Source organism: Kribbella sp. NPDC023972 (assembly GCF_040639075.1).
GTDB lineage: Bacteria > Actinomycetota > Actinomycetes > Propionibacteriales > Kribbellaceae > Kribbella.
This window is the reverse complement of sequence record NZ_JBEZZH010000004.1, coordinates 351,683-369,080: the sequence shown is the minus strand read 5'-3', so window position 1 is coordinate 369,080 and position 17,398 is coordinate 351,683. Positions and strand designations below refer to the sequence as shown.

General features: G+C 69.4%; 13 protein-coding genes. 3 read left to right on the top strand and 10 right to left on the bottom strand.

Annotated features, from left to right (window positions below; genetic code table 11):
* The gene (locus AB0F43_RS18860) at nt 1–870 is read left to right on the top strand and encodes a proline dehydrogenase family protein (protein WP_360477859.1); all 870 of its coding nucleotides are present in this window, start codon (nt 1–3) and stop codon (nt 868–870) included.
* Here the strand turns inward: AB0F43_RS18860 and AB0F43_RS18855 are convergent.
* The gene (locus AB0F43_RS18855; RefSeq protein WP_360477856.1) at nt 867–2,318 is read right to left on the bottom strand and encodes an MDR family MFS transporter; all 1,452 of its coding nucleotides are present in this window, start codon (nt 2,316–2,318) and stop codon (nt 867–869) included. The two genes, AB0F43_RS18860 and AB0F43_RS18855, sit on opposite strands and share 4 nt — an antisense overlap.
* A 129-nt stretch (nt 2,319–2,447) precedes the next feature.
* On the opposite strand from AB0F43_RS18855, the gene AB0F43_RS18850 reads away from it, so the two are divergent.
* A complete protein-coding gene (locus AB0F43_RS18850; protein WP_360477853.1) occupies nt 2,448–4,697 on the top strand; it encodes an NACHT domain-containing protein in 2,250 nt (749 codons plus the stop codon).
* Between the two features lie 25 nt (nt 4,698–4,722).
* On the opposite strand, the gene AB0F43_RS18845 is transcribed toward AB0F43_RS18850, so the two are convergent.
* Nucleotides 4,723–5,853 carry an MFS transporter gene (locus AB0F43_RS18845; protein WP_360477850.1) on the bottom strand — a complete coding sequence of 377 codons (1,131 nt, stop codon included), beginning with the start codon at nt 5,851–5,853 and terminating at the stop codon, nt 4,723–4,725.
* Between the two features lie 55 nt (nt 5,854–5,908).
* Here AB0F43_RS18845 and AB0F43_RS18840 point away from each other — a divergent pair, with 55 nt between their 5' ends.
* Nucleotides 5,909–6,640: a helix-turn-helix transcriptional regulator gene (locus tag AB0F43_RS18840; RefSeq protein ID WP_360477847.1), complete on the top strand. Its 732-nt coding sequence runs from the start codon at nt 5,909–5,911 to the stop codon at nt 6,638–6,640.
* On the opposite strand, the gene AB0F43_RS18835 is transcribed toward AB0F43_RS18840, so the two are convergent.
* The 8 genes from AB0F43_RS18835 to AB0F43_RS18800 form a co-directional block, all read right to left on the bottom strand.
* On the bottom strand, nt 6,626–7,240 hold the full coding sequence (locus AB0F43_RS18835) for a TetR/AcrR family transcriptional regulator (RefSeq protein WP_360477844.1): 615 nt from the start codon (nt 7,238–7,240) through the stop codon (nt 6,626–6,628). The two genes, AB0F43_RS18840 and AB0F43_RS18835, sit on opposite strands and share 15 nt — an antisense overlap.
* Entirely contained in the window at nt 7,233–8,789 is a 1,557-nt protein-coding gene (locus tag AB0F43_RS18830) for an AMP-binding protein (protein WP_360477841.1), read from the bottom strand. The genes AB0F43_RS18835 and AB0F43_RS18830 overlap by 8 nt, the downstream gene beginning before the upstream one ends.
* 68 nt (nt 8,790–8,857) lie before the next feature.
* Entirely contained in the window at nt 8,858–10,015 is a 1,158-nt protein-coding gene (locus tag AB0F43_RS18825) for an acyl-CoA dehydrogenase family protein (protein ID WP_360477838.1), read from the bottom strand.
* A 76-nt stretch (nt 10,016–10,091) separates the two neighbouring features.
* A complete protein-coding gene (locus tag AB0F43_RS18820; protein WP_360477835.1) occupies nt 10,092–12,062 on the bottom strand; it encodes a biotin carboxylase N-terminal domain-containing protein in 1,971 nt (656 codons plus the stop codon).
* Between the two features lie 7 nt (nt 12,063–12,069).
* Nucleotides 12,070–13,605: a carboxyl transferase domain-containing protein gene (locus AB0F43_RS18815; RefSeq protein WP_360478803.1), complete on the bottom strand. Its 1,536-nt coding sequence runs from the start codon at nt 13,603–13,605 to the stop codon at nt 12,070–12,072.
* A 71-nt stretch (nt 13,606–13,676) separates the two neighbouring features.
* Nucleotides 13,677–14,798 (bottom strand): acyl-CoA dehydrogenase family protein, encoded by a 1,122-nt coding sequence (locus AB0F43_RS18810; protein ID WP_360477832.1) that lies wholly within the window; start codon nt 14,796–14,798, stop codon nt 13,677–13,679.
* A complete protein-coding gene (locus AB0F43_RS18805) occupies nt 14,795–16,507 on the bottom strand; it encodes an acyclic terpene utilization AtuA family protein (RefSeq protein ID WP_360477829.1) in 1,713 nt (570 codons plus the stop codon). Before AB0F43_RS18805 ends, AB0F43_RS18810 begins: the two co-directional genes overlap by 4 nt.
* Nucleotides 16,504–17,292, bottom strand: a complete 789-nt coding sequence (locus AB0F43_RS18800) for a TIGR03084 family metal-binding protein (RefSeq protein WP_360477826.1) — start codon at nt 17,290–17,292, stop codon at nt 16,504–16,506. Before AB0F43_RS18800 ends, AB0F43_RS18805 begins: the two co-directional genes overlap by 4 nt.
* Nucleotides 17,293–17,398: the final 106 nt, after the last annotated feature.

The window sequence follows — 17,398 nt, the reverse complement described above, 5'->3', positions numbered from 1 at the left end:
ATGGGTGTGGACCGGGCAGTGCTGTTCAAGCTGGCGACGAACGAGCGATTCGAGCAACTGGTGAAAGGCCTGCCCAGTGGTGAGGCCGGCGCCTGGCGGGCTGCCTCGCGGTACGTCGCCGGCCGGACCCGCGACGAGGCACTGGTCAAGGCGCGCGAGGTGCTCGGTCAGGGGCACGCGATCAGCGTGGACCTGTTCGGAGAGCTGTCCGCAGATCCGGCCGACGCGCGACGCGTCGCGAACGAGTATCTGGCGCTGATCGACCTGTTGCCCGACGAGCGGGCTTGGCTCGCGGTTGACCTGTCCCACCTCGCACTGGACGTCGACGCGGCCGGTGCCGCCGACCTGCTCGCGGAGATCGCCACCGCGTTGCCGCCTGGTCGCGTGATCCAGGTCGGCGCCGAGGACGCCGCGCGCACCGACAGAGTGCTGCAGTGCGTTTTGGAGGTCGCCGGTCGCGGTCTGGCCGATCGCCTCGGCGCTACCGTGCAGGCCAACCTCAAGCGGTCGCCCGACGACTTGAACGCCCTCACAGAGGCCGGCGTACACGTCAGACTGGTCAAGGGCGCGTACGTCGAGTCGAACGGCGTGCACGCGTACGGCGAACCGACCGACATCGCGTACCTCCGCCTGGCCCACCAGCTGGCCGCCACCGGCGCCAGGTGGTCGCTGGCCACCCACGACGGCCGCCTCCGCGAGGCGGTCCAGCTCGCGGCCGGGCCTGTCCCCGTCGAACAGCTCCTAGGCGTCCGCCCCGACGTACTGTCCGAGCTGAAGTCCCGCGACATCCCCACTCGCGTCTACATCCCGTACGGCCCGGACTGGTTCCGCTACTGGCTTCGCCGCGTCGCTGAATCGCGTGGTGCTTAGCGCAGCGGTTGCTCCTCAATGCGGCTGGGCATGAACAGTACGGCGGCCACGAGGAGGACGGCCGCTGCGGCGGCGCCGTAGTAGACGTCGTGGATCGCCGGTGCGAGTACGTCGCCTGGGAGATGCTCCAGGTCGGCGTGAGAGTCCCCGAGCCGGGAAGCGACCACACCGTTGGCTACAGCACCGAAGACGGCGACGCCTACCGCGCTGCCGACGGAGCGGGCGAACATGTTGGCGCCGGTGACCACACCGCGGGTCTGCCAGGCGACCGACGACTGTGCGGCGACCACTGAAGGTGACGCGGAGAAGCCGAGTCCGAGCCCGATCACGAAGCAGGCTGCGGCCAGGTGCAGTACGGCGCTGCCGGAATCAACCGTGAGCAGCAAGGCCGCGCCGAGGAGCACGATCACCGAGCCGAACAGCATCGTCGTACGGAAGCCCACGCGCAGGTAGATCCGGCCGGCCAGCGAGGCCGCGATCGGCCAGCCCAGGGTCATCGCCGCCAACGCGAAGCCGGCGACGAGAGCCGACGTACCCAGGACTCCCTGGGCGAACAGCGGCACGTACGTCGACAGGCCGATCATCAGTACGCCGATCAGCAGTGCGGCCGAGTTCGCGGAGTTCAGTACGCGCTGGCCGAGAACCCACAGCGGCAGGATCGGCTCCGCGGCGCGGCGCTCGACCAGCACGAACGCGGCCAGCAGTACGACGGCCGCGGCCAGGATCGTGATGCTGGCCGGCGAGTCCCAGTCCCAGACCACGCCACCCTCGAGCAGACCGAGCAGCAGCAGCGAACCGCCGACCGCGAGCAGGATCGCGCCGGCGTAGTCGATCTGATGACTGGTCTGCTGGGCGACCCGCTCCTGGAAGCGGCGGGTCAGCACCCAGGCGGCCGCGAGCCCGAGCGGGATGTTCACGAAGAAGATCCAGCGCCAGGAGATGTAGTCGGAGAACACCCCGCCCAGCGTCGGGCCGACGAACGACGCGATCCCCCACACGCTGGCGATGTAGCCCTGCACCTTGGCCCGCTCGGCCACCGTGTAGATGTCGCCGACGATCGTCATGCCGATCGGCTGGATCGCCCCCGCGCCGAGGCCCTGGATCAGCCGGAACGCGATCAGCACGGGCATGCTCCAGGCGAACCCGCACAGCACCGAACCGAGCACGAACAGGCCGACGCCGAGCAGCATGATCGGCTTGCGACCCCGCAGGTCGGCGAGCTTGCCGTAGATCGGTACCGAGACGGCCTGGGCCAGCAGGTAGATCGAGAACAGCCACGGGAACTGGGTGAAGCCGCCGAGGTCGTCGACCACCGAAGGTACGGCGGTGGCCAGGATCGTCGCGTCGATCGCCACCAGGCCGATGCTCAGCATCACCGCGAGCAGGATCGGCCCGCGTTCCGACCGGAGACCCACTCCCGCCGCCCGGTCGATCCCCTCAGAAGTCATGACAATCGCCAACTTACGTCATGAGCAAAAGTTTCCCGAGCCCCTGACCACGACCCGGACGGCCCCGGATGCCGGCGGCGGCGCGCGGGGATGGGCACGGTGGGCTAGCGCACCGCTACGCTCCGGGGAGTGAGGATCCGGGACGGTGTGGTGCGGGCTGTCGTGCTCGTGGTGACCGTGTCGCTGACGCTGGTCCTGCTGCCGATCGCGATCAACGTCGGCACCGGCGGGACGGCCCCCGGCTTCCTGGCCCCGTACGCCGACTGGACCTGGCCGCTCATCGGCGTGCTCTGGCTGATCGCGATCCTCACTGCGCTCTTCGAGTTCCGCAGTCGCCGCCTGCCCACCGTCTCCGGCCGCTCCGCCGACCAGCCCCGCAACCGCCCGAACGCGCTGGCCCGCGTCGACCGCTACCTGTCCCAGCGAGTGGCCGGCTCACTCGCCTCCCGCACCCGCATCGCGCTCGCCGTCGACGAACGCCCCGAGGCCGTGGTCCGCCCGTACGACCTGCTGGTCCAGCCTCTCGACAGCACACCGCAGCAGGTCCCCGACGACCAGGACATCGCGACGGTCTTCGACCAACTCCAGGACTCCATGCTCATCCTGGGTGCACCGGGCGCCGGCAAGACGACCCTGCTCCTGGAGCTGGCCCGTACGCTCGCCGAGCAGGCTCACGCGGACGAGAACAAGCCGATCCCGGTCCTGATCGACCTGGCCGGTTGGCCGGCCCACCAGTCCCGCGGCAACAACGACGACCCGCTCGACAGCCCGTACCTGGCCGGCTTCGTCCGCTGGCTGCTGTCCGAGCTCAACGCCCGGTACGGCATTCCGCCCGCGGTCGGCCGGACCTGGTTGCGCCGTGGTCGCCTGGCTCTCCTTCTCGACGGCCTGGACGAGATCGCCAAGCCACACCGCGACAAGCTCGCGCCCGTGCTGGAAGAGCTCCGCCGCCGCTATCTGGTCGGCAAGCTCGCAGTGACCTGCCGGACGCAGGACTACGAGCTGCTGCCCAACCAGCTCAGCCTGTACGGCGCTGTGCACATCAGGCCACTCACCAGGCAACAGGTCCTGGACTACTTCGCCGACGTAGGTCCAGAGCTGGACGGCGCCCGTGCCGCCATCGAGCAGGACGACGAGCTCTGGGACCTGGTCAACTCGCCCCTGATGCTGAACGTGATGATCCTCGCCTACCAGGGCCGTGCTCCGCAGGAGGTCGTCGCCGGCGGTGTCGCCGACCTGCGCCGCGAAGTGTTCGACACCTACATCGCCGAGGTGCTCGCCCGCGACCGCTCGTCCAGTCGCCAGTACGACTCCCGCACTGCCGTTCGGTCCCTGTGGTGTCTGGCCTGGTGGACCCGCAAGCGTGCCGGCGACCGGACCGCCGTTCCCAGGTGGCTCACACCCAACGGCTGGTACGGCCTCTCGCTGCACGAGGTGGACTACCTCGCGCTCGCGGTCTGCCTGCCTGCACTGTTCGCCGGGCTCGCTGCCGGCGCGACACTCGCTACGGTCGCGCAGTACGGCGTACTGGCCGGGCTGGCCGTGGCCGGGGCCGCACTGCTGCTGGTGCACCTGCGTCCGCACCCGTGGCAGGCGCTCACCGCAGATGGTCCCAAGCCGCAGTGGGCACCGTTGCTGGCTCTCACCTTCGTCATAGGCACGGCGACCACCGTCATCCTGGTCGTGGCCGGGATGGGCCTGGTAGAGCTCCTGCCGGTGTGGCTGGCGTTGACCATCGAGGCGTTGGCGATCGGAGCGTCGTACACGGTCGAGTTGATCGTGTTCCACGACAACCGGCGCCGGATGCTGCTCGCGATCCGGCTGGCCGTGGTCGCGGTGGGTGGCTGGCTCGCGCTCAGTCTCGGCAACGACGACGGCAGCTTCGCGACCGGTCTCGCCGTCGGCCTAATAGTTGCCCAGGGCATCAGAATGGTGAAGTCGCTGCCGACCGACCATCTGGTCCACCCCGGCATCGGGCATGCCTGGCGGATGGATCCCTGGGTCATCGCCGGTGGACTGGCCGGCATCCTCCTGGCGGCCGCACTCGGCGCCGACCTGGCGTCTCCCGAGTTGGAAGCAGTCGCCGGTGTACTGACCGGCGTGGTCGCGGCCAAGGCCTGGCGCCGCCGCCCACCGGTCTTCGCCGGTCCGCTGTCGCGACTGCTGCACGACTTCCTCCTCCGCTGGACCGGCTACCTCCCCTGGCGCCGCCGCGCCTTCCTTCGCTACGCCGCGGACCGCTACGTCCTGGCCCGCACCGGCCGAGGCGAGTACTCCTTCATCCACCTCCTGGTCCGCGACCACCTGGCCGAGTGCTCCCCCAACGACCTGGCGACCAGAGTCGACCAACGCATCACCGAACGCGCCGCCCGCCACTAGACCCCGAGCAGTTCTTGCATGGGGATCACTCCGCAGCGGGTTCGTCGAGGGCGTAGCCGATCAGGGAGCCGGCCAGGGCCAGTGCGATGAGCGTGGAGAGGGCGAGGCGGAGCGAGGAGTGCTCCGCGATCGTGGCGAGGATCGGGGTGGCGACACCGCCGATGCTCACCGCCAGACCGAGAGTCATCCCGCCCGCGGTGCCGACCCGGCCGGGCAGGAAGTCTTGCCCGAGGGTGACGTGCAGCGAGAACGGGATCGACATCGCGATCGCGGTGACAGTCAGGAAAGCGAAGAACGCCGGCCCGGGGACGAACACCAGGCCTGCGATCGCCGGGACCGCGACCGCGTACGACGTCCGCATCGTCCGAACCCGCCCGTACCGGGTGGCGAACCGCCCACCGAGCAACGTGCCGAAAGCACCAGCCGCGAAAAGCACGAACAGCGCGGCCCCACCGGTCGTGGTCCCACCGCCGACCCGCTCACCGGCGTACAGGGCGATGAAGGTACCGAGCCCGACGAAGACGATCGACCGGCAGACCATGATCGCCGACAACCGCAGGAACGACGGCCAGTCGTCCCGGCCGACCCGCTCGCGCTCAAGCACAGCGCTCGTCGGACGAGTCCGCACCGCCAGCGAGGTGACCAGAGCACCGACCAGTGCCGGTACGACGAGCACCGGCGTCAGCCCAAGCCCGCCGGCTGCGATGATCGGCGTGACCAGGACCGGCGCGAGCGCGAAACCGACGTTCCCGCCGACGGAGAACCAGCTCATCCCGACATGACTGCCGCCACTCACCGCCCGTGCCATCCGCGCCGCCTCCGGGTGGTACGCCGCGACCCCGAGCCCGGACAGCGCTGCCGCCAACCAGCTGAGCAGATACGCGTCGCCCACACCGACCAGCGCGATCCCGAGACCTGCGGTCGTCATGCTGATCGGAATCAGCCAGGCCAGCGGCCGCCGATCGGTCAGTACGCCGAACACCGGCTGCACCACCGACGACAGCAGGGTCGCGGCCAACGTGATCCCGGACACCGCCACGTACCCGAGGCCGCGCTCGGTGACGAGGAAAGGAACCAGCGCGGGTACTGCGCCCTGGTACACGTCCACGCAGGCGTGCCCGATCGCCATCAGCCCAATCGGTCGAAGTCTCAGCACGCGACCGATCCTCGCCGCCCGGCCGCGTGTCCGGCTTCCGATAAAATGCCAACCTATGCCGGAAACCAGCCAACGTCGTCCGGCCAACACCGGATCACACCAGCTCCCGGCGGGCGGCGGCATCGACCCGCACTGGCACGAGGAGCACCAGATCGTGTACGCCGGCCGCGGCGTCCTCTCGGTGACGACCGACGCCGGCAGCTGGATCGCCCCGGCGAACAGAGCGATCTGGGTCCCGGCCGGCACCCTCCACGAACACCGCGCGTACGGCGAAACCGCGCTCCACACCGTCGGACTCCACGACAACCCACTGAACCTGCACGCACCATCAGCCCTGGTGGTCAGTCCACTGCTCAGAGAACTGATCCTCGCCTACACGACGCTTGCGGGCGACGCCGACGAGCGCGACCGGATGCGCGCCGTACTGCTGGATCAGCTCCGGCGGTCCCCGCAGCGGCCAACGTATCTACCAACTCCCCGCGACTCACGGCTGACCGCGGTCTGCAGGCTGTTGCAGGAGGATCCGGCTGACAACAGGACACTCGCCGAGCTTGGCCGGGAGATCGGTGCGAGTGAGCGCACGCTGAGCCGACTGTGCAAGACAGACCTGGGTATGACGTTTCCCCAATGGCGCACGCAGTTGCGGCTACACCAAGCGCTGCGGTTGCTGGCCGGCGGCGACTCGGTGACGCGGGTTGCCCATCAGTGCGGCTGGGGCTCGACCAGCGCGTTCATCGACACCTTCCGCCGCGCCTTCGGCCACACTCCTGGATCACGCAGCGCCTGATCGAGTCAGCACTTGATCGAGAACGTGGCTCCACTGCCGCACGATGCCGCGTCGACGAGCACTGTCATCCGTCAACAGGTCAGCCAGGCCCAGCCCACGTGCCATGTCCAGTACGCCCTGCACGGTCTCGCGCACCCCCGGAGTCCGTTCACTCACGTCGAGCACTTCCAGCAGCGCCCTGTGCGCCTGGCGACCGACATGCGCCTCCAGGCCGACGATCTGCTTCCGCAGTGCCTCCTCTGTCGACGCTGCCACCCAAAGATGCAGTGCCGCCCGGAAGAGCGGTCCGGTGTAGACATCCGCGAGCATCCCCACGATCGCCTCGGTTCGCCCCGGCCCACTGGGCAGGGCGGCGGCCTGCGCCCTGATCTCCGCCAGCCGCACCTCGGTCATGTACTCGACCGCCGCCGCGAACAGGTCCGCCCGCGTCGGGAAGTGGTGCTGCGCAGCACCCCGCGACACCCCAGCCCGCGCCGCGACGACAGCTACCGTCGTCGCGGCGTATCCGACCTCGGCCAGCGACTCCACGGCCGCCTCGAGCAGCCGCTGCCGGGTGACCCGGCTACGGTCCTGCCGGGGTTCCTTGAGCGCCTCACTCACGGGCGGCCTCGCGGGCTCGAAGCTCACGGCGCAGGATCTTGCCCGAGGCCGCCTTCGGCACCGCCTCGATGAACTCCACCTGCCGGATCTTCTTGTACGGCGCCACCCGCGCGGACACGTAGTCGATCACGTCGTCCTCGGTCAGCTCCACCCCGGGCATCGGCACCACGAACGCCTTCGGCACCTCGTTGCCGTCGGCCTGGACCCCGATCACCGCCGCGTCCGCGATCCGCTCGTCGGTCAGCAACACGGCCTCCAACTCGGCCGGCGGCACCTGGTAGCCGTGGTACTTGATCAGTTCCTTCACCCGGTCGATGACGTACAGGTATCCACGCTCGTCCAACCGCCCGATGTCGCCGGTGTGCAACCAGCCGTCCGGGTCGATGGTCGCCTCGGTCTCCGCCGGACGGCCCAGGTACCCCTTCATCACCTGCGGTCCGCGGATCCAGATCTCGCCCTCGTCCGCATCGTTGCCATCGGCACCGACCAACCGCATCTCGGTGGACGGGAAGAGCTTGCCGACGGCACCAGGCGGCGGCTCCGGGTCGTCCTGCGGCACCGAGTGCGTGCCCGGCGACAACTCGGTCATCCCGTAGGCCTGCAGTACGGCGTGCAACCCGAGCCGCTTCGCACAGGCCTCCGCCAGCTCACCGTCCAGCGGTGCCGCGGCGGACATCACATACTTCAGCGCGGACAGGTCGACCCCGGCCACGGCCGGGTGCTTCGCCAGCGCCAGCACCACCGGCGGCGCGACGAACGCCCGGGTGATCCGCTGCTGGTCGAGCGTGGTCAGGAACTGCTCGAGGTCGAACTTCGGCAGTACGACGACGGTCAGCCCGCGCCGCAGCGGCAGATTCATCAGCACGGTCAGCCCGTAGATGTGGAAGAACGGCAGGATGGCGATGATCCGCTCGTCGGCATCGAGGTTGATCATCACCTCGGCCTGCGCGATGTTCGTCGCGATGTTCCGGTGGGTCAGCATCACACCCTTGGCGGCGCCCGTCGTACCACTCGAGTACGGGAGTACGGCGACGTCCTCGGCCGGATCGATGGTCACCTCCGGCTCCGGTCCGGTCGAGGCGACCAGCTCCATCACGGAGCGATACCCCTCGGCGCTGTCGCAGACGAGGATCTCGGTGACGTCGGTGTCTTCGATCGCCGCGGTCGCCACCGGGAGGAACAGCGAGATCGTCACCAGCAGCTTCGCCTTGGAGTCGACCAGTTGCTTGTGCAGTTCGTCGGCGGTGTAGAGCGCGTTGACCGTCGTCACGGTCGCTCCGGCGCGGGTGGCGCCGTAGAAGACGACCGGGTAGAGGATCGTGTTCGGGCTGTAGAGCGCGATCGTGTCCCCATGCCTGATCCCGAGCTCGGCGAACCCGGCCGCGACCCGCCGGCTCATCCCGTCCAGCTGGGCGTAGGTGATTTCCCGGCCGCTCACTCCGTCCACCAGAGCGACCCGGTCGCCGTACTCCGGGGCTCTGCCGAGGACGGCGTCGTGGATCGGGACGTCGAGGACCTCGACGGGCGGGAACTCGCTGGTGATGATCATCTGACGCCAATCCTTTCGGCACTGTCTCGCTGCGATCGCTGTGGTGCACGAACTCATTGCGGAAGACCTCAGTAGGACTTCGGCAGGCCGAGGCTGTGCTGGGCGACGAAGTTCAGGATCATCTCCCGGCTCACCGGCGCGATCCGGGTGGCCCGCGCCGCCGCGACCAGCGAGGCGACGCCGTACTCCGTGGTCATACCGTTGCCGCCGAGCGACTGGACCGCCTGGTCGGTGGCCCGGACCGCGACCTCGCCGGCCGCGTACTTCGCCATGTTCGCCGCCTCGCCCGCGGCCAGGTCGTCGCCGGCGTCGTACAGGGCGGCCGCCTTCTGCATCATCAGCCGGGCCAGTTCGAGCTCGATCTTGACCTGGGCGAGCGGGTGCGCGAGACCCTGGTGCGCACCGATCGGGGTCTTCCACACCTGCCGGTCCTTGACGTACGCCGTCGCCTTGCCGAGCGCGTGCCGCGCGATCCCGACCGCGAACGCGGACGCCATGATCCGCTCCGGGTTGAGCCCGGCGAACAGTTGCAGCAGTGCCGCGTCCTCGGACCCGACCAGCGCCTCCCGCGGCAGCCGTACGTCGTCCAGGAACAGCGCGAACTGCTTGTCCGGGCTGATCAGGTCCATCTCGATCTGGTGGAACTCCACCCCGGGCGCGTCCACCGGCACGATGAACAGGGCCGGCTTGAGCCTCCCGGTCCGGGCGTCCTCGGTCCGGCCGACGACCAGCACCGCCTTCGCGACGTCGAGGCCGGAGATGAACACCTTGCGCCCGGTCAGCGACCAGCCGTCCTCGGTACGGCGTGCGGTCGTGGTGATCTCGTGGGAGTTCGAACCGGCGTCCGGCTCGGTGATCGCGAACGCCATGATCGTCGTACCGTCGGCCAGCCCGGGCAGCCAGTGCTGTTTCTGCTCGTCGGTGCCGAACCGGGCGATCACCGCGCCGCAGATCGACGGCGAGACGACCAGCATCAGCAGCGGGCATCCCGCGGCGCCGAGCTCCTCGAGCACGATCGACAGGTCGGCCATGCCACCGCCGCCTCCGCCGTACTCCTCCGGCAGGTTGACGCCGAGGTACCCGAGTTTGCCCGCCTCCAGCCACAGCTCAGTGGTGTGCCCGCCGGTCCTCGCCTGGTGGTTGAACCAGGTGTAGCCATACTTCTTCCCCAGCTCACCCACAGCCTTCCTCAGCGCCTGCCGCTCCTCGGACTCGATGAAGCTCATCGACGTCCTCGCTTCGCTCCGGGCGCCGATGAGGCACAAGACGCGCTGTGTTTTCTGATGAACTCGCTCCGCTCGTTCATGCGTCCTCCCCCACGACCGCCAGTACGGCGCCGACGTCGACCTGTTGACCTGCCTCGACCCTCAATTCGCTGACCACGCCGTCGCCCGGGGCGGAGATGGTGTGCTCCATCTTCATCGCCTCCAGCCACAGCAGCGGCTGTCCCTGCTTGACCTCCGCACCTACCTGTACGCCGACCCGGGTCACCACGCCAGGCATCGGCGCCAGCAAAGACCCGGCCGACACCTGCTGCGACGGGTCCGTGAACCGCTCCACCGGCGTCAACGCCACCGACCCGAGCGACGAGTCCACACACACCAACCCGCCGTACGCCGCCACCTCGAACGACCGCCGTACGCCGTCAACCTCGAGCACCACGTGTTTCGGGGTGTGCGAGACCAGCTGAATGTTGCCCTCGACAACAAGCCCGTCCCGGGTCAGCCGATAGACGGCCTCGTGGGTGTCGTCCCCAACCCGATAGGCCTTCCGCTGTGGCTGCGACGGCAAGTTCCGCCACCCACTGGGCACCCGGACCGGCGGCACTCGCCCGGCCGCGTCCGCCAGTGCGGCCGCCAAGGCCGAAACCCTGACAACCTCGCCGTCGACTGCCGGCGACAGCCCGTGCCGCTCGAAGAAGCCGGTGTCGGTGTCCCCGGCCAGAAACGCCGGATGGCGCAGGATCCACACCAGCAATGCGCGGTTGGTTCCGACACCGTGGATCGCGGCGCGGTCCAACTCGGCGGCCAGCCGCCTCGCGGCCGCTGTCCGGTCAGGCGCCCACACGATCACCTTGGCGAGCATCGCGTCGTAGTACGGCGACACGTCGGACCCGTCCACCACCCCGGAATCGACCCGCAGCCGAGGCGCGGCCCGGCCGCTTTCCGGAACATTTTGGTCGCTGGGTGCAAGTTTTCTTCCGGAAACCCGCTCCGCGCCGACTCCGAAGCGGTGGAGGCGGCCGGTTTGGGGTTGCCAGTCGCGGGCGGGGTCCTCGGCGTACAACCGGACCTCGATCGCGTGGCCCACCGTGGGCGGGGGTTCAGCCGGAAGCCGGTCTCCAGCCGCGACTGCGAACTGCAGCTCCACCAAGTCCAGCCCCGTGGTCTCCTCGGTGACCGGGTGTTCCACCTGGAGGCGGGTGTTCATCTCGAGGAAGTAAAAGTTGCCCTGCTCGTCGGCCAGGAACTCGACCGTGCCGGCGCCGACGTAGTTGATCGCGGCGGCCGCCTTCCGTGCCGCGTCGAAGAGCTCGGCGCGCATCGACGGGATGCGGTCGACGAGGGGTGATGGAGCTTCCTCGACGACTTTCTGGTGGCGGCGCTGGATCGAGCACTCACGTTCGCCGACGGCCCAGATCGTGCCGTGCTGGTCAGCGATGATCTGCACCTCGACGTGCCGGCCGGAGGCGAGATACCGCTCGCAGAACACCGTCCCGTCCCCGAACGCCGACAAGGCCTCCGCCGACGCGGCCTCGATCTCACCCGGCAGCTCCGCCAACCGCGAGACCACCCGCATCCCGCGCCCACCGCCGCCGGCCGACGCCTTGACGAGCACGGGCAGGTCAGCCGAGGAAACCTCAGCCGGTGTGAGTTCGGCCAGCACCGGCACCCCGGCGGCCGCCATCAGCTTCTTGGCCTCGATCTTCGAACCCATCGACGAGATCGCGTCCACCGGCGGCCCGATCCAGGTCAGCCCGGCGTCGATCACCGCCTGCGCGAAGGCGGCGTTCTCCGACAGGAACCCGTAGCCCGGGTGGATCGCGTCGGCGCCGGCTCGCAGCGCGGCCTCGATCACCAGCTCGCCGCGCAGATAGGTGTCGCCGGGTGTGTTTCCCGGCAGGTGCACCGCCGCGTCGGCCTCCTCGACGTACGGCATTGGGGCGTCAGCGGTCGAGTGCACGGCGACGGTCGACAGGCCGAGTGAGCGGGCGGTGCGGAAGATGCGCCGGGCGATCTCGCCCCGGTTGGCCACCAGCACTGACGTGATCATCCGTGCCTCACATCCTGAAGACGCCGAAGGACGACGTACCTTCGACCGGGGCGGAGTGGATGGCGGACAGGCAGATGCCGAGGACGGTGCGGGTGTCGCGGGGGTCGATGACGCCGTCGTCGTAGAGGCGGCCGGACAGGAACATCGGCAGTGACTCCGCTTCGATCTGGCCCTCGACGTACGCGCGCATCGCGGCGTCGCCGGCCTCGTCGTACGGCTGCCCCTTCGCGTCCGCGGCGGCGCGCGCGACGATCGACAGCACCCCGGCGAGCTGCTGCGGACCCATCACCGCCGACTTCGCCGACGGCCAGGCGAACAGGAATCGCGGGTCGAAGGCGCGACCACACATCCCGTAGTGCCCGGCGCCGTACGACGCTCCCATCAGGATCGAGATGTGCGGCACCTTCGAGTTGGCGACCGCGTTGATCATCTGGGCGCCGTGCTTGATGATCCCGCCCTGCTCGTACTCCTGCCCGACCATGTAGCCGGTGGTGTTGTGTAGGAAGATCAGCGGAGTGTTCGCCCGGTTCGCGAGCTGGATGAACTGGGCCGCCTTCTGCGACTCCTCGCTGAACAGCACCCCGCGCGCGTTCGCCAGGATGCCGACCGGATGCCCGTGCAGCGACGCCCATCCGGTGACCAGCGAGGACCCGTACAGCGGCTTGAACTCGTCGAAGACCGACCCGTCCACCACCCGGGCGATCACGTCCCGCGGATCGAACGGGATCTTCAGGTCACCCGGCACGATCCCGAGCAACTCGTCCGCGTCGAAGAGAGGTTCGTCGTACGACGGCGCCGGCGGCGGACCGAGTTTGCGCCAGTTGAGCCGGGACACGATCTGCCGGCCGAGCCGGATCGCGTCCGGCTCGTCGACGGCGAAGTAGTCGGCCAGTCCGGAGACCCGGGCGTGCATCGACGCGCCGCCGAGTGACTCGTCGTCGGCGTCCTCACCGGTCGCCATCTTCACCAGCGGCGGCCCGGCCAGGAACACCTTCGCACCGCCGTCGACCATCACGACGTAGTCGCTCATCCCGGGGATGTACGCGCCACCCGCGGTCGAGTTGCCGAACACCAGCGCGATCGTCGGGATCCCCTCGGCCGACAACCGGGTCAGGTCGCGGAACATCGCGCCGCCGGGGATGAAGATCTCCTTCTGCGTCGGCAGGTCCGCGCCGCCGGACTCGACCAGGCTGATCACCGGCAGCCGGTTGGCCCGGGCGATCTCGTCGGCACGTAACGCCTTGCGCAGCGTCCACGGGTTGCTCGCGCCACCCTTGACGGTCGGGTCGTTCGCGGTGATCAGGCACTCGACACCCTCGACCACGCCGATCCCGGTCACCAGGCTGGCGCCCACGGTGAAGTCGGAGCCCCACCCGGCCAGCGGCGACAGCTCGAGGAACGGCGAGTCCGGATCAAGCAGCAACTCGATCCGCTCCCGCGCGAGCAACTTGCCCCGCCGGTGGTGCCGCTCGACGTACTTCGCCCCACCCCCCGCCAGCGCCTTGGCATGCTCCGCCTCCAACGCCGCGACCTTCTCCAGCATCGCGTCCCGATTGCTTGCGTCCGAGGAAGTGGAGGGACGTCCCGCCAGTTCTTCGGACGTAACGGTGTCGTTCATGGGCTGAATCCCAGTTGCTTGGAGGCTAGGGTGGTGAGGATCTCGGTGGTGCCGCCGCCGATGGCGAGGATCTTCTGGTCGCGGTACTGGCGTTCGACCTCGGCCTCACGCAGGTAGCCGAGACCGCCGTGCAACTGGAGCGCCTGGTCGCACGCCCACTGCCCGGCCTCGACGGCTGTGTTCTTCGCGAAACACACCTCAGCGATCACGTCCTCGCCTGCCTCAGCTCGTCGCGCTACCTCACGCACGTAGACGCGGGCGACGTCGATCCGCCGGGCCATCTCGGTGAGCGTGTGCTGCACGGTCTGCCGCGAGATCAACGGCCGGCCGAACGTCTCCCGTGCCCGGCACCACTCCACCGTCAGGTCGAGTGCTCGCTGTGCCCCGGCGTACGCCTGCGCCGCCAGCGTCAACCGCTCGGCGACGAAGTTCACCGCCAGCTGGATGAACCCGGAACCAGCCGCCCCGACCAGGTTGGCAGCAGGCACGCGTACGTCGGTGAACGACAGCTCGGCCGTGTCCGAACACAGCCAGCCCATCTTCTCCAGCTTCCGCGACACCACGAACCCAGGCGTGTCCCGCTCGATCACCAGCAGGCTGATCCCGTGCGCACCCGGCCCGCCGGTCCGGACCGCGGTGGTGACGAAGTCCGCCCGGCATCCCGAGGTGATGTAGGTCTTCGCGCCGTTGACGACAAACCAGTCACCGTCGCGTCGGGCCGTCGTACGCAGTGCGGCGACGTCCGACCCACCATCGGGTTCGGTGATCGCCAGCGCACCGATCAGCTCGCCGTCGAGGGTCGGCCGGACCCACCGGTCGATCTGCTCTTGGTTGCCCGCAGCAACAATATGGGGAAGGGCGATCCCGCAGGTCAGCAGCGAGGCGACCAGACCGCCGGAACCTCCCGCGTAGTGCATCTCCTCGACCACCGCTATCGCGTCGAGCAGTGACCCACCGCCACCGCCGACCGCCTCCGGGAAGCCGACTCCGAGCAGCCCGATCTGGGCCGCCTTCTTGTGCAGCTCGCGCGGAAGCTCGCCGTCGCGCTCCCACTGGTCCAGGTGCGGCAGCACCTCAACCGCCATGAACCGCCGGACTGACTGCCTGAAGTCGTTCACAGCAGGACCTCCGGTACGTCGACGTACCGGGACCGCAGCCACTCACCGACAGCCTTCGCCTGCGGATCGAACCGCGCCTGCGCGGCGACGCCCTCGCCCAGCAGGCCCTCGACGACGAAGTTCAGAGCCCACAGGTTGGGGAGGAGGTACCGCCTCACGGTCAGCGGTTGAGTCTCCGGCAGCAACTCCTGGAACAGCTCGACCGTCAAGGTGTGCGCGAGCCACCGCCAAGCCTTCTCCTGCCGCACCCACACGCCGACGTTCACATCGCCGCCCTTGTCGCCGGACCGCGCACCGGCGATCCGGCCGAGCGGGACCTCGCGCGTCCGCGGCCGCCCGCTGCTCGCGAGCTGCGGCAACGGCATCGGCAGGCCGATGTCCTCGACCTCCGTCAACGGCTGCGTCTCCGCCGCGGGCTCGACGACCTGGCGGGTCCCGTCCGGCAGTACGACGACATGCTCGACCTCGCGGATGTCGACGTACCCGGCCTGGAAGATCCCGTACGGCGAACCGTCGCCGGGCGGTGCGGTGACGTGGAATCCGGGGTAGCTCGACAACGCCAGCTCGACCGCGGCGCTGGAGAACGCGCGACCGACCACCTTCGGATCCGGGTCCTTCACGGCGCAGCGGAGAAAGACGCTGGCCTCTTCCTCGGAGTCCGCGTTCGGCTTCTCGGTCCAGGCGAGCGACCACCGCAGCTCGGCGGGTCGCGACGGCAGCGCCTGCTCGAGCTGCCGCTGAACGAGCTCCGCCTTCGCCTCCAGCTCGAGCCCGGTCAGGACGAAGATCACCTCGTTGCGGAACCCGCCGACGCTGTTCAGCGAGACCTTGTACGTCGGGGGCGGCGGCTCACCGCGGACGCCGCTGATCCGGACCCGATCCGGTCCGTCGACGCTGAGCTCGATCGTGTCGAGGCGGGTGGTGACGTCCGGGCCGGCGTACCGGGCGCCGGTGATCTCGTACAGCAGTTGGGCCTTGACCGTGTCGACCGTGACCACGCCGCCGGTGGTGTCGTGCTTGGTGATGACGCTGCTGCCGTCGGCGTGGATCTCGGCGATCGGAAAGCCGGGTTTGCCGAAGTCGCGAATCTCGCCGAAGAACGCGTAGTTCCCACCGGTCGCCTGACAACCGCACTCGATCACGTGCCCGGCCACGACCGCGCCGGCCAGCTCGTCGTACTGGGTCCGCTTCCAGCCGTGATGGGCGGCGGCGGGCCCGACGATGACCGACGCGTCGGTGACCCGGCCGGTGACGACGACGTCCGCGCCGGCCTGCAGCGCCTCGGCGATACCCCACGCGCCGAGGTAGGCGTTGGCGGTCAGGGGTGTGCCGAGGTCGAGCTCTTCGGCCCGTGCGAGGAGGTCGTCGCCTTCGACGTACGCGATCTCGGGCTGGAGTCCGAGCTTGTCGGCCAGGGCCTGAATGGCGGCGGCGAGTCCGGCCGGGTTGAGACCGCCGGCGTTGCTGACGATCTTGACGCCGCGGTCGAGCGCTTCGCCGAGACCGGTCTCGAGCTGCTTGAGGAACGTCCGTGCGTACCCCAGGGACGGATCCTTCAGCCGGTCCCGGCCGAGGATCAGCATGGTCAGCTCGGCCAGGTAGTCGCCGGTCAGTACGTCGAGCGGACCGCCGGTGAGCATCTCCTCGACCGCGCTGAACCGGTCGCCGTAGAACCCGGACGCGTTGCCGATCCTGATCGGCGGGCTCATCCGAACTGCCCTGCCTCGCGTCCCTTGCCCGGCAGACCCGCGAACGCCTGGATGATGCCGAGCCACTCCTCCGCGTCCGCCCCGACGGCTCGTACGGCGAGGTCGTCGCGATGCCGGCGTTGGGTCGCCAGCAGACAGAAGTCGAGCGCAGGGCCGGTCACGCGCTGCGCGGCGTCGTCAGGACCCCAAGTCCAGGTCTGACCGTCCGGACCGGTGAGTTCCACGTGGAACGGCTCGGCCGGCGGGGTGCGGTTGTTCAGGAGGTAGGCGAAGTCCCGGGCGCGGATCGCCAGGTGCGCGACGTGACGCAGCCGGTTCGACGGCGGTCGTGTGACCTGCAGCGCGTCGGCCACGTCCTGGCCGTGCGCCCACGTCTCCATCAACCGGGCGGTCGCCATCGAGGTCGGACTCATCGGTGGGCCGTACCAGAGCAGCTTCTCGCCCGGCGGGACTTGCTTGAGTGCCTCGGCAAGCTCGGCCCGGGTCTCGCGCCAGTACGTCAGCAGTTGGTCCGGCGGGAGTGCTGCCGTCTCGTTGGCGGCGTCGTCGACGTACGTCGCCGGACTCTCGGCGGCCTTCTCCAGCGAGGCCTTGAAGGCGTCGGGATCGGTGACGGCCAGGTGCGCGGCCTCGTCGGTCCAGGCCAGGTGGGCGATCTGGTGCGCGATCGTCCAGCCCTCGGCCGGTGTCGGCGTGGCCCAGTCCTCGGCCGGCAGTCCGCCGACCAGCCGGTCCAGCTCCGCGCTCTCGGCCCACAGGTCGGCCAGCACTTCGTCCAGTTGCACGCTGCACTCCCCGCGATAGGGATCGTGCAGCCGAGCGTCGCACGGGCAGCAAAAAGAATCAAGCGTGCTTGTTTTTCGCCGTCAGGGTGGGGAGCGGAAGTGGTCT

What these genes read in the sequence shown, in the direction of transcription:
- AB0F43_RS18855 (WP_360477856.1), bottom strand. Translation starts at nt 2,318, where the DNA reads ATGACTTCTGAGGGGATCGACCGGGCGGCGGGAGTGGGTCTCCGGTCG.
- AB0F43_RS18830 (WP_360477841.1), bottom strand. Translation starts at nt 8,789, where the DNA reads ATGATCATCACCAGCGAGTTCCCGCCCGTCGAGGTCCTCGACGTCCCG.
- AB0F43_RS18825 (WP_360477838.1), bottom strand. Translation starts at nt 10,015, where the DNA reads ATGAGCTTCATCGAGTCCGAGGAGCGGCAGGCGCTGAGGAAGGCTGTG.
- AB0F43_RS18815 (WP_360478803.1), bottom strand. Translation starts at nt 13,605, where the DNA reads ATGCTGGAGAAGGTCGCGGCGTTGGAGGCGGAGCATGCCAAGGCGCTG.
- AB0F43_RS18860 (WP_360477859.1), top strand. Translation starts at nt 1, where the DNA reads ATGGGTGTGGACCGGGCAGTGCTGTTCAAGCTGGCGACGAACGAGCGA.
- AB0F43_RS18805 (WP_360477829.1), bottom strand. Translation starts at nt 16,507, where the DNA reads ATGAGCCCGCCGATCAGGATCGGCAACGCGTCCGGGTTCTACGGCGAC.
- AB0F43_RS18840 (WP_360477847.1), top strand. Translation starts at nt 5,909, where the DNA reads ATGCCGGAAACCAGCCAACGTCGTCCGGCCAACACCGGATCACACCAG.
- AB0F43_RS18820 (WP_360477835.1), bottom strand. Translation starts at nt 12,062, where the DNA reads ATGATCACGTCAGTGCTGGTGGCCAACCGGGGCGAGATCGCCCGGCGC.